The 23,885-nt window shown below is 74.5% G+C and carries 18 protein-coding genes; 7 read left to right on the forward strand and 11 right to left on the reverse strand.

The window, feature by feature from the left end; translation table 11 throughout:
• Nucleotides 1–13: 13 nt before the first annotated feature.
• From AB0E19_RS15675 to AB0E19_RS15685, 3 genes are all read right to left on the reverse strand, one after another.
• Nucleotides 14–991 carry an ABC transporter permease gene (locus tag AB0E19_RS15675; protein WP_362179202.1) on the reverse strand — a complete coding sequence of 326 codons (978 nt, stop codon included), beginning with the start codon at nt 989–991 and terminating at the stop codon, nt 14–16.
• 88 nt (nt 992–1,079) lie between these two features.
• Nucleotides 1,080–2,777 (reverse strand): ABC transporter substrate-binding protein, encoded by a 1,698-nt coding sequence (locus AB0E19_RS15680; RefSeq protein WP_362179205.1) that lies wholly within the window; start codon nt 2,775–2,777, stop codon nt 1,080–1,082.
• Between the two features lie 74 nt (nt 2,778–2,851).
• Complete coding sequence (locus AB0E19_RS15685; RefSeq protein ID WP_362179208.1) at nt 2,852–3,868, reverse strand: LacI family DNA-binding transcriptional regulator; 1,017 nt, start codon at nt 3,866–3,868, stop codon at nt 2,852–2,854.
• Between the two features lie 161 nt (nt 3,869–4,029).
• On the opposite strand from AB0E19_RS15685, the gene AB0E19_RS15690 reads away from it, so the two are divergent.
• A complete protein-coding gene (locus AB0E19_RS15690; protein ID WP_362179210.1) occupies nt 4,030–4,617 on the forward strand; it encodes a YdeI/OmpD-associated family protein in 588 nt (195 codons plus the stop codon).
• Nucleotides 4,618–4,623: 6 nt separating this feature from the next.
• On the opposite strand, the gene AB0E19_RS15695 is transcribed toward AB0E19_RS15690, so the two are convergent.
• Complete coding sequence (locus tag AB0E19_RS15695) at nt 4,624–5,124, reverse strand: GNAT family N-acetyltransferase (protein ID WP_362179213.1); 501 nt, start codon at nt 5,122–5,124, stop codon at nt 4,624–4,626.
• A gap of 3 nt (nt 5,125–5,127) precedes the next feature.
• The gene (locus AB0E19_RS15700) at nt 5,128–5,790 is read right to left on the reverse strand and encodes a TetR/AcrR family transcriptional regulator (protein ID WP_362179216.1); all 663 of its coding nucleotides are present in this window, start codon (nt 5,788–5,790) and stop codon (nt 5,128–5,130) included.
• A 120-nt stretch (nt 5,791–5,910) separates the two neighbouring features.
• On the opposite strand from AB0E19_RS15700, the gene AB0E19_RS15705 reads away from it, so the two are divergent.
• The gene (locus tag AB0E19_RS15705) at nt 5,911–6,948 is read left to right on the forward strand and encodes a hypothetical protein (RefSeq protein ID WP_362179219.1); all 1,038 of its coding nucleotides are present in this window, start codon (nt 5,911–5,913) and stop codon (nt 6,946–6,948) included.
• Nucleotides 6,949–6,955: 7 nt separating this feature from the next.
• On the opposite strand, the gene AB0E19_RS15710 is transcribed toward AB0E19_RS15705, so the two are convergent.
• Complete coding sequence (locus tag AB0E19_RS15710; RefSeq protein ID WP_362179222.1) at nt 6,956–8,149, reverse strand: pyridoxal-phosphate dependent enzyme; 1,194 nt, start codon at nt 8,147–8,149, stop codon at nt 6,956–6,958.
• A 111-nt stretch (nt 8,150–8,260) separates the two neighbouring features.
• On the opposite strand from AB0E19_RS15710, the gene AB0E19_RS15715 reads away from it, so the two are divergent.
• Nucleotides 8,261–8,722 (forward strand): hypothetical protein, encoded by a 462-nt coding sequence (locus AB0E19_RS15715; protein ID WP_362179225.1) that lies wholly within the window; start codon nt 8,261–8,263, stop codon nt 8,720–8,722.
• Between the two features lie 5 nt (nt 8,723–8,727).
• Here the strand turns inward: AB0E19_RS15715 and AB0E19_RS15720 are convergent, their stop codons facing one another.
• A complete protein-coding gene (locus tag AB0E19_RS15720) occupies nt 8,728–10,650 on the reverse strand; it encodes a hypothetical protein (protein WP_362179228.1) in 1,923 nt (640 codons plus the stop codon).
• A gap of 175 nt (nt 10,651–10,825) precedes the next feature.
• Between AB0E19_RS15720 and AB0E19_RS15725 the strand changes: the two genes are divergently transcribed.
• Nucleotides 10,826–12,322 (forward strand): SpoIIE family protein phosphatase, encoded by a 1,497-nt coding sequence (locus tag AB0E19_RS15725; RefSeq protein WP_362179231.1) that lies wholly within the window; start codon nt 10,826–10,828, stop codon nt 12,320–12,322.
• A gap of 108 nt (nt 12,323–12,430) precedes the next feature.
• On the opposite strand, the gene AB0E19_RS15730 is transcribed toward AB0E19_RS15725, so the two are convergent.
• Nucleotides 12,431–13,921: a hypothetical protein gene (locus tag AB0E19_RS15730; RefSeq protein ID WP_362179234.1), complete on the reverse strand. Its 1,491-nt coding sequence runs from the start codon at nt 13,919–13,921 to the stop codon at nt 12,431–12,433.
• Nucleotides 13,922–14,154: 233 nt separating this feature from the next.
• Between AB0E19_RS15730 and AB0E19_RS15735 the strand changes: the two genes are divergently transcribed.
• The 3 genes from AB0E19_RS15735 to AB0E19_RS15745 all read left to right on the forward strand — a co-directional run bounded on the left by AB0E19_RS15735 (nt 14,155) and on the right by AB0E19_RS15745 (nt 19,940).
• Entirely contained in the window at nt 14,155–15,291 is a 1,137-nt protein-coding gene (locus tag AB0E19_RS15735) for an aminoglycoside phosphotransferase family protein (protein ID WP_362179237.1), read from the forward strand.
• 296 nt (nt 15,292–15,587) lie between these two features.
• Nucleotides 15,588–17,537 carry a peptidoglycan recognition family protein gene (locus AB0E19_RS15740; RefSeq protein WP_362179240.1) on the forward strand — a complete coding sequence of 650 codons (1,950 nt, stop codon included), beginning with the start codon at nt 15,588–15,590 and terminating at the stop codon, nt 17,535–17,537.
• Nucleotides 17,538–17,696: 159 nt separating this feature from the next.
• Nucleotides 17,697–19,940, forward strand: a complete 2,244-nt coding sequence (locus AB0E19_RS15745) for a germacradienol/geosmin synthase (RefSeq protein WP_362179243.1) — start codon at nt 17,697–17,699, stop codon at nt 19,938–19,940.
• Nucleotides 19,941–19,987: 47 nt separating this feature from the next.
• Here AB0E19_RS15745 and AB0E19_RS15750 read toward each other — a convergent pair whose 3' ends face one another.
• The 3 genes from AB0E19_RS15750 to AB0E19_RS15760 form a co-directional block, all read right to left on the reverse strand.
• Nucleotides 19,988–20,353 carry an RNA-binding S4 domain-containing protein gene (locus AB0E19_RS15750; protein ID WP_362179246.1) on the reverse strand — a complete coding sequence of 122 codons (366 nt, stop codon included), beginning with the start codon at nt 20,351–20,353 and terminating at the stop codon, nt 19,988–19,990.
• A 19-nt stretch (nt 20,354–20,372) separates the two neighbouring features.
• On the reverse strand, nt 20,373–20,870 hold the full coding sequence (locus AB0E19_RS15755) for a hypothetical protein (RefSeq protein ID WP_030494979.1): 498 nt from the start codon (nt 20,868–20,870) through the stop codon (nt 20,373–20,375).
• Between the two features lie 66 nt (nt 20,871–20,936).
• The gene (locus AB0E19_RS15760) at nt 20,937–23,735 is read right to left on the reverse strand and encodes an AAA family ATPase (RefSeq protein ID WP_362179456.1); all 2,799 of its coding nucleotides are present in this window, start codon (nt 23,733–23,735) and stop codon (nt 20,937–20,939) included.
• Nucleotides 23,736–23,885: the final 150 nt, after the last annotated feature.

Below are 23,885 nucleotides of genomic sequence, written 5' to 3' on the forward strand. Positions count from 1 at the left end.
GGCGGCTCCTTCCTCAGCGGACGCGGACGCGCGGGTCGAGGCGGACGTGGACGAGGTCGACGACGAAGTTGGCGAGCAGGACGGCCGCGGTGATGGTGAGGAAGATGCCCTGCATCAGCGGGTAGTCGAGGGCCTGGACGGAGTTGAGGAGCTGGTAGCCGATGCCGGGGTAGGCGAAGACGACCTCGGTGAGGAGGGCTCCGCCGACCATGAAGCCGAGCGCCATGCCGAAGTTGGTGACGGAGGGCAGGAGCGCGTTGCGGGCCGCGTACCGGAACATGATCCGGGAGGGGCTGAGTCCCTTCGCCTCGGCCATGGTGATGTAGTCCTCGGCGGTGGTGGCGATCATCGTGTTGCGCATGCCGAGCATCCAGCCGCCGACGGAGACCAGCACGATGGTGAGGGCGGGCAGCACGAGGTGGGTGGCGACGTTGCCGAGGAAGGCGGCGTCGAGGCCGGGGACGAGCCCGGCGTCGTACGCGTGCCGCAGCGGGAACCAGCCGAGGGTGACGCCGAAGAGGTACAGGGCGCCCATCGCCAGCCAGAAGTACGGGAACGAGCCCACGAAGATCAGCAAGGGCGGGAACGCGGAGTCGAGGATCCCGCCGCGCCGCCAGGCGGCCAGCACCCCGAGGAGGTTGCCGACGACCGCGGCGACCACGAGGGCGGTGCCGCCGAGGAGGAGGGTCCACCCGATCTGGGAGCCGATGACCTCGGAGACGGGGGTCGGGAAGCGGGAGATCGAGATGCCGAGGTCGCCGGTGGAGACCTGGTGGAGGTAGTCGGCGTACTGGCGCCACAGGGGCCGTTCGTCGAGACCGAAGAGTTTGTGGAGCTGGGCTATCTGCTCGGGCCCCATCGTCCCCTGGGCCTGGGCGAACATGCGGGAGACGGGGTCTCCGGGCATGAGGCGCGGCAGCAGGAAGTTCAGGGTGACGGAGGCCCAGAAGGCGAGGAGATAGAACCCCAGGTTGCGCAGGACGAGACGCACTGCTCGTTCCTCCCTGGTGAGGTACGGGGCGGGGGCGGCCACCCGGCCGTGCGGGCGGGCCGAGGGGCGGACGGCCGCCCCCGCGGGCTTACTTGCCCGTGACGGGCTGGAGGGAGGTGAGCACCAGGACGGTGGTCACGGACCGGTTGGAGAGCGTCGCGTACGGGTTCTCCTCCGACGGCCAGCCGGTGAAGCGGCTGTCGGTGTACGCGCCCCACTCGGGCCCGGGGAAGAGCGGGACGACGGGGGCGTCGGCCGCGAACAGCCGCTGCAGCTCGGCGGCCTTGGCCTTCTGGGTGGCGGCGTCGCCGGCGGCGAAGGCGTCGATGAGGGCGTCCGCCTTCGGGTCGCCGAAGCGGTGGTAGTTCTCGGTGGCCTTCTCGCCGACCGGCTTGACGGTCGTCCTCGCCATGGCGCCCCGGTAGAACTCGTACGGGGTGGCGCCGTTGCCGCTCCAGACGATGCCGCTGTCGAAGGAGCCGTCCTCGTAGGAGGAGACGACGGCGGACCAGTCGGGCGACTTCACGGTGGCGGTGACGCCGACCTCGGCGAGGTTCTGCTTGATGATGTTGGCGACCGAGATCCAGTCGGAGGAGGCGGAGCCGACGGAGATGTCGAGGGTGAGCTGCGTGCCGTCCTTCCGGGTCCGCTTGCCGCCGTCGAGCGTGTACCCGGCGGCGTCGAGGGCGGAGGCGGCGGCCTTCGGGTCGTACGCCGTCCAGTCGCAGGAGGCGGCGACGGCGGCGTCGCGCCAGGCGTCGTAGCCGTTCGAGAGGCCGGTGCAGTCGGCGGGCTCGGTGTAGCCGTTCATGGCGACCTTGGCGATCTTCGCCCGGTCGACGGCGCGGCTGAGCGCCTTGCGGAGGGCGGGGTCGTCGAAGGGGGCCCTGGCGGTGTTGAGCTGCCAGTTGATCATCGCGCCGGTGGTGGGGAACCAGTAGTGGTTGTGCTCCGGGTCCTTCGCGACGAAGGACTTCTCGATCTCCGGGACGAAGGACTGCGTCCAGTCGACCTCGCCGTTGGTGAAGGCGAGGTTGGCGCTGTCGTTGCCGGAGAAGGCGAGCATCCGGATGCCGGCGATCCGCTGCTTCGCGGGCTGCCAGTACGAGGGGTTCTTCCGCAGCTCGAACGACTGGGCCTGGAAGGCGGCGACCCGCGTGTAGGGACCGGTGCCGACCGGGGTGGCGTTCACGTCCTTCGCCGGGTCGGCGATCTTCGACCAGATGTGCTTCGGCGTGACGAAGTGGCCGCCGATCTCGTACAGGGCGGGCGAGAAGGGCTTGGAGAAGTGGAAGGTGACCTTCGCCGGGGTGTCGGCGGTGACCTTCGTCAGGTAGTCGAAGCCGCCCAGGAGCTTCTTCTGGAGCGCGAAGGTGTGGACGACGTCCTCGGCGGTGAACGGCACGCCGTCGGACCACTTCACGCCCTCGCGCAGCGCGAAGGTGACGGACCTGCCGTCGGCGGCCCGGGTCCAGGAGGTGGCGAGCCAGGGGGTGTCCTTGCCGTCCGCCGGGTTGTGGATCATCAGCGGCTCGTAGACCGCCTCGCGGGTCATCGGCGCGGCCTTGGGCGAGTACGGATTGAAGTTCCGGGTGAAGGTGCCCATGTCCTCGCGGGGGATCGTGAGCAGCCGCGTGTCCGGGGAGCCCTGGGCGCCGGTGGCGCCGGCGCCGCCGGAACAGCCGGTCAGCAGGAGGGCGGTCGCGGCGCCTGCCGCGAGCAGGGCGGGGCGGAACCTTGCGGAAGTCCTTGCGGAAGACCGACCACGGACGGGGGAGGGTGTCATAATGGTGGCTCTTTCCTCTCTTCAACACACCAGACGAAGACGGGACGAGATGACTCGGCGGAGCTGATTCGCGGTCAGACCGACGAGCGTTCGAGCAGCGGGCAGTCGACCGTCACCCTGCGGGTGGCGAGCGGCTGTCCCGCTGCGAGGGCGGCGAGCATCTCCACGCCCCTGGCGCCCATCTCCTCGAAGGGGAGGGCGAGGGTGGTCAGCTTGGGCCGCAGATAGGCGGCGATGAGTTCCTGGTTGTCGTAGCCCACCACGGCCACGTCGTCCGGGATGCGCAGCCCGCGTTCCTTGATGGCGTCGTACGCGCCCATCGCCATCCGGTCGTTGGCGCAGAAGAGCGCGGTGGGCCGGTCGGCGCGGTCGAGCAGTTCACAGGCGGCGGCATAGCCGCCGTCGGCGGTCGCGTGGCCGGAGACGACCAGCGCGGGGTCGAGCGGGAGACCGGCCTCGCGCAGTGCCCGCTCGTACCCCTCGCGGCGACCGACGGCGGCCGGGATGGCGGGGTCGAGGTTGATCAGGCCGATGCGCGCGTGGCCGGCGTCGACGAGGTGCCGGGCGGCGCGATGGCCGCCGGTGATCTCGTCGGGCACCACGGAGGGCAGCTCGCCCTCGGCGTCGTAGCAGTTCACGAGGACCGTGGGGACCTCGCGGGCGGCGCGCGGGAGGGTGACGGCGCGGTGCCAGGTCGTGGCGTAGAGCAGTCCCTCCACCCGCTGCTCCAGGAGTTTGTCGAGGGCGGCGGCCTCCTGGGCCGGGTCGCCCTCGCTGGCGGCGATCAGCAGGAACTTGCGGTCGAGCCAGGCGCGGTCCTGGGCGCCCTTGATGACGTCGACCGCGAAGGGGGCGGTGACGATCTCGGTGATCAGGCCGTACCACTCGCTGCGCTGGGCGGCGAGCGCGCGGGCACCCGCGTTGGGCCGGTAGCCGAGCTCCTCGATGGCGGCGAGGATCCGGCGCCGGGTCTCGTCCGGGATCGCCGCGCCCGGCCGGTCGTTCAGGACGAAGGACACGGCGGTGCGCGAGACGCCGGCCCGCCGGGCCACATCGCTCATGGTGACGCTGCGTCCGCTGCCGACCGCCACGGTGACCCCTCCCCGACGTTCCCGGCCCCCCGGCCGGAACTGATTGGTTACGCGCTTTAGTAACGCGCGTTAGTACGACGTTGCACGCAAGTTACGGCCGATCTCCGACCAGTGTCAATATCTTGTGCGAGACGCGGGGGAACACGAGGCAAGGGGACGGCGTGGAGTCGGTCGGCACGGACGAAGGGCTGGAGGTCCTCGCCTTCGACGGCGGCGGCGAGCTGGAGGAGTGGCTGGCGGGGCACCACGGCGACACGGCGGGCATCTGGCTGCTCCTCGGCCGCAAGGGCGGCGGCCTGCCCTCGCCGACGGCCGACGAGATCCTCGACGCGACGCTGGCGTACGGCTGGATCACCGGCAAGCGCAAGGCCCGCGACGAGCGCTCGTACCTCCAGAAGATCACCCCGCGCCGAGCGCGCAGCCTCTGGTCCCAGGTCAACGTCCGCCAGGTCGAGCACCTGCTCGCCGCCGGCCGGATGCGCGAGCCGGGCCTCGCGGAGGTGCGGGCGGCGCGGGCGGACGGCCGGTGGGCGGCGGCGTACCCCTCCCAGAAGGACGCGACGGTCCCCGACGACCTGGCCGAGGCCCTGGCGGCCCGCCCGGAGGCGGCCCGCGCCTTCGAGGGCCTGGGGAAGACGGACCGCTACCTGGTGATCCTCGGCCTGTGGCAGGCCAGGACGCCGAAGACCCGCGCGGCCCGCGTCGCACGCGCGGTGACCCGGCTGGCGGAGGGCGGCGGGCCCGCCTAGGGACGCTCAGGCGCGGCGGCGGTAGAGGACCTGGCGGGCGTCCCACTCCACGAAGGAGTCGGCGTGCTCCAGACCCACGGCCTCCAGGAGGCGGCGGGAGCGGTGGTTCTCCTCCTGGGTGACGGCGACGACGCTCGGCGCGGTCTCCAGGGCGCGGGCGACGGCCGCGGCCACCGCCTCGCGGGCGTAGCCGCTCCCCCAGTGTTCGGGCAGGAACTGGTACGAGACCTCGGTCTCGCCCCCGCGGCCGGCCGCCTCCACGGTGACGAGGCCGAGCAGCACGCCGTCCTCGGCCCGCACCACGGCGTGGCAGCCCGGCGCGCCGACGATCCGCCGCTGCCGGATCCGTACGACGGATTCGATGACCGGCCCGCCGAGGTGGCGCCGCACCTCCGGGTCGGTCCAGAGGCGGGTCACGGCGGGGACGTCCGCGCTCCGCACGGGCCGCAGCTCCAGCCGCTCGGTGCGCAGAGCGGCGGCCGGGTGTCGGGGAGGCGAGAGGGTCATACGTCAGATCATCCCAGCACGAGGGGTGGGCCGGCCCCCGTCCGGTCCGGCGCCGCGGCCGCGGACCAGCGGGAGGTAGACCTCGTCGACGATCTCGACGAGGACCTCGTCGGGGGCGCTGGGCACGCCCCGCACCACGAACTCGTTGCGCAGCAGGACGACGGGGACGGTGGCGACCCGGGGGTGCAGGGCTTCCGGGGCGGCCTCGCCGCGGGCGACGGCCCGGCCGAGGACGGTGAGCCACGGGGCGGCGGCGGCCTCGCCGGAGTGGTCCTGGAGCCCGGCGAGGAACTCGCCGGCGCCGCCGGCCGCGGCGAGCAGCTCCCGCAGGACGGCGCCGAGCGGTGAGCTCCAGTGCCGGTTGGCCTGCCGCAGCAGCTCCAGGGCGTCGCCGCGGAGGGTGCCGGTGTCGGGGACGGGCGCGGTGGTGGCGAGCCGCTTGTACGCGGCGGTGCCGAGGGCCAGGCGGTGGGGCCAGCGCCGGTAGAGGGCGTTCTTGTTGGTGCCCGCGCGGGCGGCGACCTTGTCCATGGTCATGCCCGCGAAGCCGGACTCGGCGAGCTCTCGGGCGGCGGCGTCGAGGATCGCGTCCTCCAGGGCGGCTCCCCGCCGCCGGGTCCGCCCGGGCTCCGTCCGCCGCTCCCCCGCTGCCGCGTCGTGCGCCATGGTCACCCCTTCTCCGGTACGAGCCGTACCTCCCCATCTTCCTTGCCCGCCGGGACCCGCTCCAATTAGGGTACGGTCCGTACCTTAATTGCGTCGCCGGACTCGGGACAGGAGTGGATCATGCGCGCCAGAGGCATCAGCTACGACACGGGGTTCGTGAAGCACGGACGGAACGCCCGCCGCGCCTTCGAGCCGGAGACCGTCCGGCGGGAGCTGGAGATCATCCGGGACGGCCTCCACTGCACGGCCGTCCGGGTGATGGGCGGCGACCCGGACCGCATCGAACTGGCGGCCGGATACGCGGCCGACCTGGGCCTGGAGGTCTGGTTCTCGCCGTATCCGCTCGAAGAGACCGAGGCCGGCATGCTGGAGCTCTTCGCGGACTGCGCCGAACGAGCCGAACGGCTGCGCCGGCGCGGCGCCGACGTCGTCTTCGTGACGGGCGCCGAACTGAGCCTGATGAACCCGGGGTTCCTGCCCGGCGCCGACACCGACGAGCGGGTGGCGCTGCTGCGCAGCCCGGACGCGCTGCGGGCGGCGCTCGGCGGGACACGGGCCCGGGTGAACGCCTTCCTCGCCGAGGCCGCTGCGGTCGTCCGCGCCCGCTTCGGCGGCCCGGTCACCTACGCCTCCGTCCCCCTCGAAGCGGTCGACTGGACGCCGTTCGACCTCGTCTCCGTGGACGTCTACCGCTCGGCGGAGATCGCCGACGGCTTCGCCGAGGGGGTGCGCGGCGTGGTCGAGGCCGCCGGCGGCAAGCCGGTGGCGGTCACCGAGTTCGGCGCCGCCTGCTACCGGGGCGCGGGCGACCGGGGCGCGCTGGGCCTGGAGGTCGTCGAGTACGACGAGACCGGCCCGGTCCGGCTGAAGGGCGCCTACGAGCGGGACGAGCCGGGCCAGGCCGCGTACGTGCGCGAACTCCTCGCCGTCTTCGACGCGGCGGGCGTCGACGCGACCTTCGTCTTCACCTTCGCGCTCCACGACCACGTGCACCGCCCCGACGGCGACCCGAGCGCGGACCTGGACCTGGCGAGCTACGGGGTGGTGAAGGTGTACGAGGACCGGAAGGGCACCCGCTACCCCGAGCTGGAGTGGGAGCCGAAGGCCGCGTTCGACACGGTGGCGGAGTACCACCGCGCGGCGGCCGCCGGCTCCTGACGGACGGTCACGCCTCCAGCAGGGCGCGTACGGCCTCCCAGTCGGCGTCCATCGGCGCGACCGCCGCCCTCCCCGTGGCCACGTCCTTGTACCCGCTGGAGGTGACCACGCAGACGACGGGCCCGTCCTCGCCCGCCGGGTCCGGCCCGTGCGCACGCAGCCCGGCGAGCCCGGCGGCGGCGGACACCTCGCACCACAGCCCCTGCGCGGCCAGGTCCCGCTGGGCCCGGGCGAGCTGATCCTCCGTCACCGTGCGGGCGGCACCGCCGGTGCGCTGGATCGCGAGGACCCCGCGGTAACCGTTCACCTCGCAGTCGATGGCGTACGCGGCGGTCGGACCGACGGGCACACGGGCGGCCGGCCGGCCGGACCGCAGCGCCTCGGTGAGGGCGCCGGCGGCGGCCGGCTCGACGCCGTACATCCGGGGCACGGCGTCCGTCACCCCCAGCCGGACCAGCTCCTGGAAGCCCTTCGCCACGCCGAACAGCAACTCGCCGTACCCGGTGGGCACATGGACGGCCGCGGGGGCCCGGCCGAGCGCGAGCGCGATCTCGTACGCGATCGTCTTGTACCCCTCCGGGCCGAAGGGATGCCCGGTGTGCGCGGAGTCCGTGACGCTGCTGACCGACTGGAAGCCGAGCTCGTCGACGATCCGCCGCATCAGGGGCCGTACGGAGGCGTACGGGACGGTCAGCACGGTCGCGCCGTAGGCCCTCAGGTGGGAGGCGACGGCGGGCGGCGCGTCCGGCGAGGTGAACACGGCGCACGGCAGCCCCGCGCGGGCCGCGTATGCGGCGGCGGCCGCGCCGTGGTTGCCGGACGAGGACACCACGATCCCCCGCGCGCCGGAGGCGACGGCGGCGCTCACAGCCACCCGGTTGAGCCGGTCCTTGTGGCTCCACGTCGGGTTGCGCGACTCGTCCTTGACCCACACCCCGTCGGCCAGCTCCACCAGCGGCGTGTTCCCCTCCCCGAGCCCCGGCGCGGCCAGCGGCGGCAGCAACGGCGCCCACCGCTCCAGGCCGTGCGCCACGGGCCGGTCGAACAGGTCCGCCGGCACGGCGTCGTAGTCGTACTCCACCTCCAGCGGGTACGCGACCTCCTCGGTCGACGTCACCGGACACCCGGCGGTCAACGGCGGCCACAACGGGTGACGTACGGACGGATCGGCGAGCGACCGCTGGGCACGGGCGAGCGACATCACGGGGAACCTTCCTGCAGGGACGGGGACTTCGGAGCCGGGAGGGGGCGACCAGGGCGGCGGCGACGCCGTCGGTAGCCTGTCCTCGATGCCGACGCGACGGGGGGACGAATGGGTCGACGAACCATCCGACGGGCCGCGGGCACGGTGACGTTCCTGGACCACCTCCACAGCCCGGGCAGACTGTTCGACACGGTCACGGGACGGAACGGGGGCCGCGCCGAAGCCGACGTGGCGGCGCTGCGCTCGGGCGAGGGGCGCGAGGTGTCCGCGTTCGTACGCGACGGGCGGCGCTTCCGGCAGGGGTCGCTGATCCTCGAACCCGGCGCGGCGGCACCGGTGGTGTGGCGGCCCTACCGGTTCCCCGGTCGGCGCGGCACGGCCCTCGCGCTGACCGGCCCGTTCCACGTCCGGGGAGTGGGCCCGGTCGAGGGCCCCGGAAGCCCGGCGGTCGACCGGGGCGCCTTCCGTCTGCTCTCCGTCGAAGCGGCCGACCGGTCCTGGGAACTCGCCGTCCCCGCGGTCGACGTACCGCTCGTCCGCGCCGCGCTGCGGCTCCCGGCCGGGTCGTAGACGCGTCAGCGGGCGTGCATGCGACGGCGCAGCGCCTCCAGGGCGCCGGGGCGGCGGCCGGGGACGCGGCGGCGGAGCGCCAGGAGGGTCGGGCCGAGCGCCCGGGCGCGGGCCGGATCGGCGATCTGCTCCCACTGGTGGTGCGCCCGGTCCACCGCGCCCTCGACGTCCCGGTCGTCCGGCTGCTGACGCAGCCCGAGCCGCGCCTCGGCGACGGCGAGCCACAGCTCGCAGCTACGGGCCGGCTCGCCCGCCAGCCGGGCGAGGTCCGCCCGGACCTCCATCCAGTGCACCGCCTCCCCGGACCGGGGCCCGAACCGCCGCAGCGCGTCCCGCTCCCACGCGGCCGCCATCTCCGCGGCCTCGGCGTGCCGTCCGGCCATCGCGGCCGACAGGATCGCGGGATGCGGATCGTGCGGAACGGGCTCCGCCGGCGCGCCCTGCCCGTACCCGGACCGCCGCGGATCCACGGCCCCGGCCGGCACGGCGGGAGGAGCCGCGGGCATCGGCGGGATGCCCCGCCCCGGCGTCGGCCCCGCCTGCCTCCTTCCCCCGGACGGCACCAAGTTCATGGTCCCGGGCGCCTCCTCGGCCCCGGCCCCGGCGTCGCCGCCCGGAGCGGGCCCGCGCGCGACCTCGGGACCGGACGGGGCCTCGGAGGCGAGTCCCCCCTCCAGTTCGGCCTCGGCCTCGGGCTCGGGCTCGGGCTCGGGCTCGGGCGCGGGCGCGGGCGCGGGCGCGGGCGCGGAGGCTGCGCCGTCCCCGGCTGGGACCGTGTCCTCGGCCGGGGGGACGACCGTGGCCGGGGGCGGGACCTCGGCAACCGGGGAAGCCGGCGCGGGCGGAGCCGCCGTGTAGCCCTCGGGCAGGGCCGGAAGCCCCGCCGGGACGGGGATCCGGGCCGATTCCGCAGCAGGTGCGGGCTTCGGCACGGGAACAGGCCCCGCCTCAGGCCCCGAAGCCGTCGCCGGGACGGGCGCGGGGGCAGGGGCAGGCGCCGGGACGGGCGCGGGGGCAGGGGCAGGGGCAGGGGCAGGCGCCGGGACGGACACAGGCGCAGGGGCAGACACCGGCACCGGCTCCGGGGCAGCGGCAAACGCCGGCACCCGCACCGGCACCGGCACCGGCACCGGGGCAGACGCAGGCACCGCCGCAGGAGCCGCCGCAGGAGCCGCCGCAGGCACGGGCGTCCGGCCGGGCACCCCGGTCACCGCCCCGGTCGGCGCCGCCCCGCGTGCCCACTCCTCCGCCCGCGGCAGGAACAGCGCCTGTGGCGCCTGGGTGCCGGCGGCCGCCTCGGCGTGCAGGACGGAGAAGGGGGCGCGGGTGCCGGCGCGCCACTGGTCGGCCCAGGCCCGGAGGTAGTCGGGGGTGGCGCGTTCGCCCCTGCGCGGGGGCGGGGTGACGCGGGCGTACAGGGTCGGGGACGGGCTCAGGCGCAGGAGGTCCGGGGCGGCGGCGAGGCGGGCCCAGGCCTCCGGGTCGGCCACCAGGTCCGCCACGACCGTCGTCGGCCCGGCGGCCGCCGCCTCCGCGAGCCAGTGCCACGGGAAGGCCGTGTAGCGCAGGGCCGCTGTCGTGCTGCGGGCCAGCGCGAGGTGGGGCAGCTGCTGGCGGCGGTCCAGGTGGAGCTGGCCCGCGAGGTAGACGACCAGCGGGCCGGGGCTCTGCGCGGCGGCGCGCAGCCGGGTGAGGACGGTCTGCGGGTCGATGGGGTCGGCGAGTTCGACGAGCGTCGCGGTCGCCGTGCCGGTCAGGACTCCGGGCGGCACCGCCGCGAGCGCGGGCAGTACGGACGCCGCGTCCATGGTGCGGCCGCGCCCCGCCGGCGCCGCCGCGAGCAGCACCGCCGTGCCCGAAGCCACCGCCGTCTCCCCCGTGTCCGTACCCACCGCGCCCGCCGTACCGTTCGCCTCGTCGCTCACCACACGTGCACCGTAACCCGTGGTGTCGGCTCCGCCGACGGCCGGGCCTTTGACATATGCCAGAAGCACCACCGGATCGAGTGTTGCCAAACCCCTTACGGGCACTCGCGCCCTGTGCCACAGTCATCCCTGGCCCTGTTTCCATTCGGGCCGCGCCGCGCCTGTATCGGAGTACGACATGCCGTCCCCACTCTTCGCGGACCGTCCCGCCCAGCCTCCCGAGCCGGGTGCGGTGGACGCGCTGATCTCGCAGACGAGCCGTCTGCGCGGCGAGGTCGACGCCGTCCGCCGGGACGCGGCAGCCCACGACGACGACCCCCGGCAGCGCTGGCAGCGCGCGCTCTGCGATCTGGCAATGCATCAACTCGACGATCTGAGCGCCCAGTTCGGACAGCTGCGCGACGGCGCACCGGCCGTGACCGGGCCGACGGCCGACCCGGCGGACCTTCCGCCCGTGGACGACGAGGCCTCGGTCTTCGACGACTCGTTCACGAGCGACGCCGGCGCCGCCTACGGCGAGGCCCCCGCCACCACCGGCTCGCTCCTCACCCGCGTCGGCAGCGCCGAGTGGAACCTCCTCACCGACGAGGTGAGCTGGTCCGAGGAGTTGTTCCAGATCTTCGGACGCGCGCGCGAGCGGGGACCCATGTCCCTGGACGAGATGCCGACGATGGTGCTGCCCGAGGACCAGCCGCTGCTGCAGGCCATGGTGACGGACTGCCTGATCGACGGGAAGCCGATCGACGGCGAGTTCCGCATCGTCCGCACCGACGCCGCCGTCCGCACCGTGCACATGACCGGTGAGCCGGTGCTCGACGCCGACGGCTGCACCGCGTCCATGTGGGCCGTCCTCAGGGACGTCAGCGAACTGCGGCGCAGCGAGCGGGCCGTCCGGGAGAGCCGGGACAGCCTGGAGCACAGCCGCCGCGTCGAGCGCACCGAGCGACGGGTCGCGGTCGAGCTCCAGGAGGCGGTCCTCCCGCCCTGGCGCGGCTCGCTCCGCTTCGCCCACGACGGCCCCGCCCCGCTCGACGTCGCCGGGCACTACCTCCCGGCCGCCTCCACCGACCTGATCGGCGGCGACTGGTACGACGCGCTGACCCTGCCCTCGGGAGACGCCCTCCTCACCGTCGGCGACCTCACCGGCCACGGCGTGGCGGCGACGTCCTCGATGGCGATGCTGCTCGGCGCGCTGCGCGGCATGGCCGTGGCCGGCATCCGGCCCGGCGCCCTGATGGGCCACCTGAACCAGCTCCTGGACAGCTCGGGACAGCCCGCCCTCGGCAGCGCCCTGTGCTGCCGCTACGACCCGGTGGCGCAGACCCTCGCCTGGGCGCAGGCCGGACACCCCGCCCCGCTGCTGTTCCGCGGCGGGACGGGCCGTCCGCTGCGCCGCCCGGAGGGCGTCCTCCTGGGGGCGACGCCGAGGGTCGCGTACGAGGAGACCGAGACCCGGCTCCTCCCGGGCGACGTGCTCGTGCTCCACACCGACGGACTGACCCGGACCCCGGGCGCCGTCGGTGACGAGGCCGGTCTCGCCCGGCTGCTCGCCCTCGCCCCCCGGTTCGGGGAGGCCCGGGACGCGCAGGAGTGCCTGCGGTCCGTCCTGGAGGAGTTCGGCGAGGAGGCCCGTGAGGACGATGCCTGCCTGATGGTCGTCCGCGTCGGTTCCTGACGACCGGGCCGCCCGGAGCCCGATCCGGGTGTGCCCTCGTATCCGTGCCGGTGCGTGTGCCGCCACGCGTGCGTGTGCGCGTACCGCCGCGCGGGGTCCCGCCCGCCCTCAGATCCGGCCCGTTCTCGGGGCCTCCGGCGAGCGCGGCAGCTCGACCTCCAGCTCGGCGCGCAGGTCCTCGATCTTCGAGTAGCCCGCGTACTGCCCGGTGAGCCGGTACATCTCGCGCAGCCGGTGCCAGGTGCGGTGCGAGGAGGTCTCGCCCATGGAGATGAGGGCGAGCCGGGCGTAGCGGTCGGCCTGCTCGGGGTCGTCGGCGATGAAGCAGGCCGAGGCCATCGAGATGTGGTCGAAGAGCTTGGAGCGGTCGTGCCCGTCGCGCCGCAGGTCCAGGGCCAGCTTGGCGTGGTGCTGCGCGGTGGCCGCCGCCGCCGGGTCGTGCTCGGCGAGGGTGCGGTAGGCGAGGGCCTGCATGCCGTGCATGTCGGCCTCGTCGAAGCTCTGCATCCAGCTCGGCGTCTCGTCGCTCCGGTCGGAGACGAAGAGTTCCTCGGCCTCGCCGAGGGTGCGGCGCATCGCCTGCCCCCGGCCCATCGACGCCTGCGCCCACGCCTCGATGGTGTGGAACATCGCCTGGGTGCGCGGCAACAGCCGTTCCCCCGCACCGGACTTGGCCAGCTCCATCAGGTCGAGGGCGTCGTCGGGGCGGCCCAGGTGCACCATCTGCCGGGCGGCGCGGGAGAGGGCCTCGCCGGCGCGCGGCCGGTCGCCGCTCTCGCGGGCCGCGTGGGCGGCGATGAGGAAGTACCGCTGGGCGGTGGGTTCGAGACCCACGTCGTGGGACATCCAGCCCGCCAGGACGGCGAGGTTGGCGGCCACGTCCCAGAGCCGGCGCTGGAGGTGGTCGGCGTGGCGGTAGGCGAGCATGCCGCCGACCTCGTTGAGCTGGCCGACCACGGCCTTGCGCTGGAGTCCGCCGCCCCGGGAGGCGTCCCAGGCGCGGAAGATCTTGACCGACTGCTCCAGCGCCTCGATCTCCTCGGAGCCGATGGGAGCGGCCTCGTAGCGGTCGAAACCGGCGGGGTCGGCGTGGTACGGATCGGTGGCGCGGGGCGCCGCGGCGGGGCGGGACGGCTCGGTCCTGAGCCAGTCGTTCAGGGAGCTGTTGAGTGCGGAGCCGGCGGTGAGCGCGATACCCGCGCCCATCAGGCCGCGTCGGTTGAGCATGAGGTCCATTCCCGTGAATTCGGTGAGGACCGCAGCCGTACGGTCGGGAGCCCAGGGCATTCCGTCAGGGTTCTCGTCCTTGTTCCTGACGGCCTGCCGCGTTCCGGCACGCCCGCGTCGTACGAACCCGAGGTCCTCGATGGTCACGACACGACCGAGTCGCTCGGTGAACAGGGCCGCCAGCACCCGGGGTACGGGATCGCGCGGGGTCTCGCCCTTGTCGATCCAGCGCCGCACCCGCGAGGTGTCGGTCGACAGTTGGGGGTGGCCCATGGCCGCCGCCTGCCTGTTGACCAGTCTCGCGAGTTCGCCCTTGGACCAGCCGGCGAGGCCGAAGAGGTCCGCCAGGCGGGTGTTGGTCTGTCCTGTCACGTCTAAGCCCCCAGGTTCTCGGCTGAGTTGACAGTAGCCCGCTGTCATAGGGCTGGCGACTATTCGCCAGGGTTCGCCAGGGTGCGCTCGATGTTCCGCCACCCGCGCGCGGGTGTCAGGTAGGTATGCGCCACCCCGCCCCGTCGACCGGCCCTCATTCCCCAGGGTGCGGACCGGGGGCGGGCGGGGCGACGCACGCGATTCGTCGGCACACGAAGGGATCTGTCACCTCCATGTACACAGCATCGTCCTCCGTGTCCGCCCCGCCCCGGCCGGGGACCCGCCTGGTGCCGACCGGCGCCGGACCGTACCTCGCCCCCGCGCAGCGGGCCGTGCGTCCACGGTCCTGGGCGGCCGGGACCGGCACCGGACCCGGTGCCCGGGTCAGCGGCAGGATCGACCTCTCCGGTCCTCAGGGGGCGCAGCTGAAGGTCGCCATCGCCTCGGTGCAGCGGATCTGCCCGGAGTTCAATCCGGTGCAGGTGCTGCGCCGCAGCGGCCGGTCGGTCCTGATCGTCGGGACCACCGGACGCATGACGGCGGTGGCGAAGTGTTTACTGGACCACTCCCCCGCGTGGGTCGAGCGGTTCCAGCACGAAATAGCTTCCTACCGTTCCTTCGTACGCCACCGTCCGCCGGTGCGGGTGCCGCGGCTGATCGCGGCGGACCCGGAGAACGGCGTCCTGGTGATCGAGCGGATGCCCGGGCGGGCCGCGGCCCTCTCGCGCCACCCCGTGGAGGCCCCGCCGCGGGCCGACGTGCGGGCGGCGCTCGGGGCGATCGCCCGGCTGAACGCCTGGCGGCCGCCGGCCGGCACCTTCGACGCGCCGCTGGACTACGGCGCGCGCATCGCCCGCTACCACGAGCTGGGGCTCTTCACCGACCGCGACCGCGACGACCTGCAGACGCTGCTGCACGGCCTGGCGCACGCCGGCGGCCGGCAGGGCATGGGGCAGTTCTGCCACGGTGACGCCCTGCTCTCCAACATCCTCCTCTCCCCCGCCGGTCCGGTCCTCGTGGACTGGGAGCACGCCGGCTGGTACCTCCCCGGCTACGACCTGGCGACGCTCTGGGCGGTGCTCGGTGACGCGCCGCTGGCGCGCCGGCAGATCAGCCAGATGGCACAGCAGCAGGGCCCGGCCGCCCGGGACGCCTTCCTGGTGAACCTGATGCTGGTGCTGACGCGGGAGATCCGTACGTACGAGACGGCCGTGCAGCGGACCATCAAGGAGGCCCCGCCGGCGGGCTCGGTGCCGATGGGCTCCGGGACGCTGGCCCCCGGGGAGGAACAGCGGCTGCTGCTGAGGCGGCTGCACGACGACTGCGCCATGGCACGGCGGGCCGTGCGCGCGGCGGTGGGGACGCGCTGAGCGTCCCCACCGCGAGACGGGGGTGTGCGCCGCGCACCCGGTGCCGACACACCGGGAGTGCGGCGCTTCGCCGTGTCGGGGGCGGGTTCTCCGCACCCTCATTGGTCGAGACCACCGACGCGCCGCCGGTGGGCGGGCCGACAGCGCGAAAGTCGCCCCGATCGGCCCACACGACCGCGCTGACGTGGGAACTCGCCTTCGGGGGAGGGTGATTGACGGATGCTCCGGGAGCCGCTACCCCTGTACGGGTTCGGTTCCCGCACGCCCCCGTGTCACCCCCGCCCCTGGAGGCTGCCTTGCTCCGTTCCGCGTCCCGAGGCCGCGCGCTCGCGCTCGCCGGGTCCGCCGCCCTGCTGCTCCCCCTCCTGTCGGGCGCGCCACCGGCCGGAGCCGACGCGCCGGTGGCCGACTCGCTGCAGCGCGGGTTCGCGGCGGCGGCCGAGCACCACGGCGTGCCGGAGGGCGTGCTGCTCGCCGTCTCGTACCTCCAGTCGCGCTGGGACGGGCACGCCGGCGCGCCCAGTGTGACCGGCGGCTACGGGCCGATGCACCTCACCGACACGGCGACCGCGCTGGCCCGTGCCGTCCCCCACCACTCGGCGGACGGCGAGGACCCGCGCGGCGACGGGTCCCGGCCCGCCCGCGCCGGAGCGGAGGCCGCCCTGCCGACGCCGGAGGAGCTGCCCGCGCGACTGCGGACCCTGGAGCGGGCCTCGGCGCTCTCCGGGATCCCCGCGGAGGAGCTGCGGACCTCGTCGGCGGCGAACATCGAGGGCGGCGCGGCCCTGCTGGCCGCGGCCCAGCGGGAGGCCGGTCTCGCGCCGAGCGCCGATCCGGCCGACTGGTACGCGGCGGTGGCGCGGTACTCGGGCGCCGACGACTCGGCCACGGCGGCGGCGTACGCGAACGACGTCTTCGACGTGCTCAGGACCGGCGCGACGCGGGTCACGGACAGCGGACAGCGGGTCGTGCTCGCGGCCGCGCCCGAGGTGGTGCCGGACACGGGCCGGCTGGCGGCGCTCGGGCTGCGCGCGCCGGAACGCGGCCCGGTGGAGTGCCCGACGACGGTGGCGTGCGAGTGGATCCCGGCGCCGTACGAGGAGTTCGGCGACGGCGACTACGGCAACCACGACAAGGCGGACCGGCCGGTCTCGCAGAAGATCGACTACATCGTGGTCCACGACACCGAGGCGACCTGGGACGTCACCCTGAAGCTGGTGCAGGACCCGACGTACGTCTCCTGGCAGTACTCGCTCCGCTCCTCGGACGGCCACGTCGCCCAGCACCTGCCGCTGAAGGACGTCGGCTGGCACGCCGGGAACTGGTACGTGAACGCCAAGTCGGTGGGCCTTGAGCACGAGGGCTTCCTGACGGCCCCGGACTCCTGGTACACGGAGGCGATGTACCGGTCCTCGGCGCGGCTCGTGCGGTACCTGGCGAAGCGGTACGACATCCCGCTCGACCGGCAGCACGTCATCGGGCACGACAACGTGCCGGGCACGGTGACCTCGTCGATCCGGGGCATGCACACCGACCCGGGGCCGTACTGGGACTGGGCGCACTACTTCCGGCTGCTCGGGCGGCCGTTGACGCCGAGCGCGGGTCCGGCGGCGGGCGTGGTGACGATCCGCCCGGAGTACGGCGAGAACCGCCCGGTGTACACGGGGTGCGCGGTGGCCGGGGAGGCGTGCGCGCCGCACGGCAGCGGTGCCGTGCGCCTGCACACCGCGCCGAGCGCCGACGCGCCCCTGGTGAAGGACATCGGGCTGCGCCCCGGCGGGCAGGACTCCACCACCGGCGTCAACGACACGGGGGCGCGGGCGACGACGGGGCAGAGCTACGCGGTGGCGGAGCGCCGCGGTGACTGGACGGCGATCTGGTACCTGGGGCAGAAGGCGTGGTTCCACGACCCGGAGGCGGCGCCTACGGCGGTGGACGTGCGCGGGCGGGTGCTGACGCCGCGGGACGGGCTCGCGGAGGTGCCGGTGTACGGGCGGGCCTATCCGGAGGCCTCGGCGTATCCGGCGGGGGTTCCGGTGCAGGCGGTGTCGCCGCTGCCGTACCGGCTGCTCGCGGGGCAGCGGTACGTGGTGGGCGGCAGGACACCCGGGGAGTACTACTACGCACCGGTGTTCGACAACAGCAAGCATCGGGTGGTGCGCGGCCAGGAGGAGTACTACCAGATCCAGTTCGGCCATCGGATCGCCTTCGTGAAGGCCGCTGACGTGCGGGTTTCACAGAGCTGAGCAGGCTTGGCCGAAAGACGTGGGGTGGCGTCGGAGTTCCCCTCCGGCGCCACCCTTTCCTGTGCTCATACGACTATTCCTGACCCGGGGTTCGGCGGCCGGGGCAGGGGTAAGGCTGGGCCGGAACAGCACCCCGCCACCGGAAAGGCCCGCCCGCACATGCCTCAGCCCTTCGTCATGCCGGATTTCTATGTCCCGTATCCGGCGCGCCTCAATACCCATGTGGAGGCCGCCCGGACGCACACCCGGGACTGGGCGCGCGCCATGGGCATGCTGGAGGGCTCGGGGGTCTGGGAGACGGCCGACCTCGACGCGCACGACTACGCGCTGCTCTGCGCGTACACCCACCCCGACTGCGACGAGGACGCGCTGAACCTCGTCACCGACTGGTACACGTGGGTCTTCTTCTTCGACGACCACTTCCTGGAGGTCTTCAAGCGCACCCAGGACCGCGCGGCCGGCAAGGAGTACCTCGACCGGCTCCCCCGCTTCATGCCGGCCGACCCGGCGACCGGCATGCCCGAGCCCACCAACCCCGTCGAGGCGGGCCTCGCCGACCTGTGGCGGCGCACCGTCCCCGCCATGTCCGACGGCTGGCGCCGGCGGTTCGCCGAGGCCACCGAGGCCCTCCTCTACGAGTCCCTGTGGGAGCTCGACAACATCAACGACGGGCGGATCGCCAACCCCCTCGAATACATCGAGATGCGGCGCAAGGTCGGCGGCGCCCCCTGGTCCGCCGGGCTCGTGGAGTACGCCGCCGGGGCCGAGGTCCCCGACCGGGTCGCCCGCTCCCGGCCCCTGCGGGTGCTGCGCGACTCCTTCTCGGACGCCGTCCACCTGCGCAACGACCTCTTCTCGTACCAGCGCGAGGTCGAGGACGAGGGCGAGAACAGCAACGGCGTGCTCGTCCTGGAGCACTTCCTCGGCTGCTCCACCCAGGAGGCCGCCGAGGCCGTCAACGACCTGCTGACCTCACGGGTCCAGCAGTTCGAGAACACCGCGCTCACCGAAGTGCCCGCGCTGGCCGTCCAGGAAGGACTCACGCCGCTGGAGTGCGCGGCGATCGGCGCGTACACCAAGGGGCTCCAGGACTGGCAGTCGGGCGGCCACGAGTGGCACATGCGCTCCAGCCGGTACATGAACGAGGGCATGGTGGACGGCTCCGCCCCCGCCCCGGCCCCCGGCGCGCTCGGCACCGGGGTCTTCGACATCCGCGGCCTGTTCGGCGGCCGGCCCGCCGAGGCACGGCTGCGCAGCCGCACGCACACGCCCCACGAGCCCGTCGGCCCGCTCCCGCTGCCCGACTTCGAGCTCCCCTACCCGCTCTCCCTCAGCCCGCACCACCAGGAGGCCAAGCGGCGCTCCGAGGACTGGGCCGAGGAGACGGGGCTGCTCGACGGCGTCTGGGACCGGCACCTGATGGAGGGCTTCGACCTGGCCCTCTGCTCGGCGGGCATCGACCCGGACGCCACCCTGGAGGAGCTGGAGCTCAGCACCCTCTGGCTGACCTGGGGCACCTACGCCGACGACTACTACCCGCTGGTCTTCGGCCGCACCCGCGACCTGGCCGGGGCGCGGGCGCAGACCGCCCGGCTGAAGGCGTGCCTGCCGGTGGACGACCCCGCCTCCGCCCGGGAGTTCGCCGCGAACCCGCTGGAGCGCGCCCTGGCGGACGTCTGGGCGCGGACCGCCGGGGCGATGGGGCAGGAGGCGCGGGCCGAGCTGTGGACCGCACTCGACCTCATGCTGGAGAGCTGGATGTGGGAGCTGCACAACCAGGCGCAGCACCGCGTGCCCGACCCGGTCGACTACGTGGAGATGCGCCGCAGCACCTTCGGCTCCGAACTCACCCTGCTGATGGGCAGGTTGCGCAGGAGCGACGCCCTGCCGGCGGAGCTGCACAGCTCGGGCACGGTCCGCAGCCTGGAGAGCGCGGTGGCGGACTACGGGGCGCTGGTCAACGACCTCTTCTCGTACCAGAAGGAGGTCGAGGTGGAGGGCGAGCTGCACAACGGGGTGCTCGTCGTGGAGAAGTTCCTCGACGTCGACCGCGACACGGCCGCACGCCTGGTCCACGAGCTGATGCGCGACCGGCTGCGCCAGTACGAGCATCTGAAGCAGCGTGAAGTCCCGTTGATGTACGCCCACTTCGAGCTGGACGCCGAAGGCCGGGCGGTGTTCGAGGCGCGGCTTCGGGAGCTGGAGGACTGGCTCGCGGGCGTCCTCCACTGGCACCGCAGCGTGCGGCGGTACGGCCCCGGTGACGTGCGCCCGGGCGCCGGGACCCCGCTCCTGCGCGACCGCACCGGCACCACCGCCGCGGAGCCGGACTGGACCGTGCCGCGCGGCCTCGGCACCACGGCGGCCCGCGCGGCGACCGCCTTCGCCGGCACCCCGTCCTGACACGGGTGAGGGCCGCCCCGGACACTCCGGGGCGGCCCTCGGCCGCACTAGGTGCGGCGGCCGCGCAGATCGTCGAGTTCGCGGCGCTCGCGTTTGGTGGGACGGCCCGCGCCGCGGTCGCGGACGGCGGCGAGGGCGACGTGCTCGCGCGGCGGCGGAGGCGGGCTGTTGTCCACGTACGCCTCGGCGGCGACCGGCGGGCCGACCCGCTTGGTCAGCAGCTCCCTGACCTCGACGATCCGCTCACGGCCCGCCACGAACACCCGGACCTCGTCGCCCGGCTTCACGGCCTGCGCGGGCTTGGCCCGCTCGCCGTTGACCTTGACGTGGCCCGCCCGGCAGGCCGCGGCGGCCTGGGAGCGGGTCTTGGTGAGCCGGACCGCCCAGATCCAGGCGTCGACGCGTGCGCTCATCGGCCCCCGCCCTCCCCGCTCAGCCCTGCTGGAACAGCTCGGCGGGCAGCGGCTTCAGCAGCGCGTAGAGGTCGTCGGTGATCGGCCGGTCCCAACTGGCGATCGTCACCAGGACGTTGTCGCTGCGGTCGAACTGGACGCAGGAGATGCGGCTCTCGGAGAGCTTGAGGCGGCGCACGATGAGGAGGTTGTCGCCCTGCATGACGGGGACGTCCTCGGTGTCGAGCACCTCGACCGGCTCGTCGTTCTCCAGGGCGGCGAGGAGCTGGGCGACCTCGAAGGGGATCTGGCCCTCGGCGAGCTCCCGGGCCGGGGAGCCCTCGGGGAGGTTGCCGATGATCATCGCGGGGCCGCGGCCGCCGAAGAGGTCGTAGCGCAGGAAGACACCCTGACAGGAACCGTCGGGAGCGGGCAGCAGGCCCGCGCCGAGATTGCCGGGCCAGTCCCCCGGATCCATGGCCAGGACATCGAAGTCCGGACCGGCGGGAGTGGCGCTGCGACGGCGGAGGAAGGACATACGGCCATGGTACGTGCCCGGGCGCGCGGTGCGGCGCCGGGCTCCTCCGTCCCGGCGCCGCGGGGCTCAGTCGGCCGGGTCCGCCGCCTTGGGCTTCTCGGCCTCCGTGCGGGGCTCGCCGGTGTCGCCGAAGGCGTGGGCGAGGCCGGAGCGGTCGGTGCCCAGCTTGCGGTAGACGGCGGACAGCAGCCGGGCGGCCGCGGTGGCGTCGATGCCGAGGGTGGCGGCCGGGTCCAGGCCGCGGACGCTGGCCCGCGCGGCGGCCCGCTCACGCGCGGTGAGCGAGTGGCCGTCGGCGGTGTGCAGAGCGCGCGGGCGCAGTCCGGCGGCGGCCAGCTCGGCCCTGGCCTCGTCGACCAGGCCGTCGGCGCCGCAGTCCTGCGCGGTCTCCAGCCCCCGGTACAGATGGTCGGCGGCTTCGGCGTGGCGTTCGGTCCTGCGGAGCGCCGCGCCGAGGGCGACCAGGGAGCGGGCCAGCTCGTACGCGGCCGGGGACTGGTCGAGCCAGTCGACGGACTCCTCCAGGAGCTTGATCCGCTCCGCGCCGTCGGTGACCTCGGCGGTCACCCGGAGCGCCTGGCCGATCGCGGAGGGCGCGCCGTACTGGCGGGCGCGGGCGACGGCGCTCTCGGCGGTGGCGAGCGCCCTGGCCGGGGAGCCCGTGGCGGCCTCGGCGAGGGCGAGGTACAGCTGCCAGGGGCTGCACGAGGGGTTGCGCTTGCCGCGCGGCTCCAGGCGGCGCCCGATGTCGGCGAGCGCCTCGGCGGCCTCCTCGGCGCGGCCGGTGGCGAGCAGCAGCTCGGCGTGGACGGTCTCGCAGTCGGGGATGGTGACGGTGGCCGGGAACGGCTCGCCGAAGTCGTGGTCGCGGGCGACCCGCTCGGCCTCCTCCGTACGGCCGCGGGCGAGCAGCACCTCGATCATGACGCCGGTGGCGTACCAGAGGGCGGGGGTGCGGGGGCCGACGCGCTCGGCGAGGCGGAGCCCGGCGCGGGCGAAGTCCTCGGCCTCCATGAGCCGGCCGCGGCGGAAGCGGATGTAGCCCAGGAGGGTGTACGCGAAGGAGAGGTGGGCGCCGCGCCAGCCCTGCTTCTCGAACTCGGCGGTGCCGGCGGCGAAGAGCTCCTCCGCGCGGCCGGGCCGGTCGGCGTACAGGTGGGTGAGGGCGACGAGGACCGGGACCTCGAAGCCGCGGCCCTCGTCGGCCCAGCTCAGGCCGCCTTCGAGGGCGCGCTCGGCGTGCCGGAGGGCGACGGCGGCGGGTTCGGCGCGCAGGGTGGCGTCCCAGGCGCGGAGGCCGATGATGTACCGCTCGGTGAGGTCGCGGCCGGTGAGCCGGTCGGCGAGGGTCGCGAGGCGGCGGGAGCGGGCCGGCGACTCGGGTTCGTCGGAGCGGAGCGCGTCCCACATGAACCGCTCGGCCTGCATGCGGAGGCGGCTGCGCGGGTCGGTGGTCTGCCGGGTCTCGTGTTCGAGCAGCTCGGAGGCCTCGACGAGGCGGTCGCTGTGGGCGAGGACCTGCGAGAGGCGGTAGACGATGCCGTGCCGCAGGGACTCGTCGGAGATGGGCTCCTCCAGGGCGGCACGGAGTTGGTTGACCGTGGTGGCGGGCTCGGTGAGGAGCGAGGCGGAGCTGAGCTCGAAGAGGACGGCGGCCCGCGCGTCGGCGGTGGGAGGCTCGCGCAGGGCGCGGGCCAGCTGGCGGCGGGCCGCGTCGGGGGCGCCCGCGCGGAGGTTCTCGCGGGCGGCGGCGCGCAGCTGGGTGACGACCCAGGCGTCGCCCTCGGGGTGGGTCTCCAGGAGGTGGCGGGCCGCGGCGGCCGGGCCGTGTCCGGCGTCGATGACGCACCAGGCGGCCTGGCCGTGGAAGGCGACCCGGATGGCGTCGGGAATGGCGCGGTAGATGGTGCTCGCGACGAGCGGGTGGACGAATTCGAGGGTTCCGTCGGTGCCGGTGGCGGTGTCGGCGAGGACCCGGGCCTCGCGGAGCCGTTCGGCGCAGTCGGCGACCGCCTCGTCGCCCAGTCCGGCGAGGGCGCCGGCGAGCGAGGGCGAGATCTCGGTGCCGAGGACGGCGCAGGCCCAGGCGAGCCGCATGGTGGCGGTGCCGAGGCGTTCGATGCGGTTGACGAGGCCGCTGCCCTTGAGGGCGGCGGCGAGGTCGCGGAGCTCGTGGGCGCCGTCGGCGGTGGGGTCGAGGCCCCGGTCGCGGACCTTGGCGGCCAGTTCGACGGTCTCGAAGGGGTTGCCGGAGGTGACGGTCCAGAAGTCGCGGCAGAACTCGTCGTCGGCGTGGGCGCCGACGCGGTCCCGGACGAGCCGGGCGACGGCGTCGGCGGTGAGGGGCGCCAGGCCGTGCGGGCGCTGACCGGACCGGTGGCCGGTGAACTCGGCGCCCTCCTCCGGCAGTTCGTCGGGCCGGTAGGCGACGACGAGGAGCATGGGGAGGTCGTCGGCGCGCGGGGCGAAGGAGGCGAGCCAGCCGAGGGACTCGGGGTCGGCCCAGTGGGCGTCGTCGAGGACGACGACGAGCGGGGCGCGGCGGACGGCGAGGTGGGTGAGGACCCAGTCGAGGCCGTCGCGCAGGCCCTGGGGGTCGGGCGGGGAGCCCGCGGTGGCGGCGCGCAGGCCGAGGGCGGGGCCGACGATGTCGTACCAGGAGCCGAGCCGTTCGCGGAGTTCGGCGTCGGAGGCGTGGGCGAGCTGGGGCTGGAGGAGCTGGCGGGCGACGTGGAAGGCGACCCGCTGCTCCTGGTCGCCGCCGCGGGCGGAGAGCACGGTGCAGCCGCGGGAGACGGCGCGACGGCGGATCTCGGCGAGGAGGGTGGTCTTGCCGAGTCCTGCGGGCGCCGCGTAGACGAGCACGCCGCCCTGGGCGGCGGGCGGTTCGGCGGGGCGCGGGGCGTCGGGGGCCGAGCGGGCGGAGTGGAGGGGGACGACGCGGGGGTCGCGCGGGGCGGGCACGTGCACGGGCGGGGACGGGAGCTCGTCCGGCGCGAGGCCGGTGAGGAGGTC

Source organism: Streptomyces sp. NPDC047974 (assembly GCF_040653375.1).
In the GTDB taxonomy this organism is placed as follows: domain Bacteria; phylum Actinomycetota; class Actinomycetes; order Streptomycetales; family Streptomycetaceae; genus Streptomyces.

Coding starts and splice junctions, on each gene's coding strand:
- AB0E19_RS15680 (WP_362179205.1), bottom strand. CDS start 2,777: ATGACACCCTCCCCCGTCCGTGGTCGGTCTTCCGCAAGGACTTCCGCA.
- AB0E19_RS15695 (WP_362179213.1), bottom strand. CDS start 5,124: ATGACCCTCTCGCCTCCCCGACACCCGGCCGCCGCTCTGCGCACCGAG.
- AB0E19_RS15700 (WP_362179216.1), bottom strand. CDS start 5,790: ATGGCGCACGACGCGGCAGCGGGGGAGCGGCGGACGGAGCCCGGGCGG.
- AB0E19_RS15705 (WP_362179219.1), top strand. CDS start 5,911: ATGCGCGCCAGAGGCATCAGCTACGACACGGGGTTCGTGAAGCACGGA.
- AB0E19_RS15710 (WP_362179222.1), bottom strand. CDS start 8,149: ATGTCGCTCGCCCGTGCCCAGCGGTCGCTCGCCGATCCGTCCGTACGT.
- AB0E19_RS15715 (WP_362179225.1), top strand. CDS start 8,261: ATGGGTCGACGAACCATCCGACGGGCCGCGGGCACGGTGACGTTCCTG.
- AB0E19_RS15725 (WP_362179231.1), top strand. CDS start 10,826: ATGCCGTCCCCACTCTTCGCGGACCGTCCCGCCCAGCCTCCCGAGCCG.
- AB0E19_RS15735 (WP_362179237.1), top strand. CDS start 14,155: ATGTACACAGCATCGTCCTCCGTGTCCGCCCCGCCCCGGCCGGGGACC.
- AB0E19_RS15745 (WP_362179243.1), top strand. CDS start 17,697: ATGCCTCAGCCCTTCGTCATGCCGGATTTCTATGTCCCGTATCCGGCG.
- AB0E19_RS15750 (WP_362179246.1), bottom strand. CDS start 20,353: ATGAGCGCACGCGTCGACGCCTGGATCTGGGCGGTCCGGCTCACCAAG.
- AB0E19_RS15755 (WP_030494979.1), bottom strand. CDS start 20,870: ATGTCCTTCCTCCGCCGTCGCAGCGCCACTCCCGCCGGTCCGGACTTC.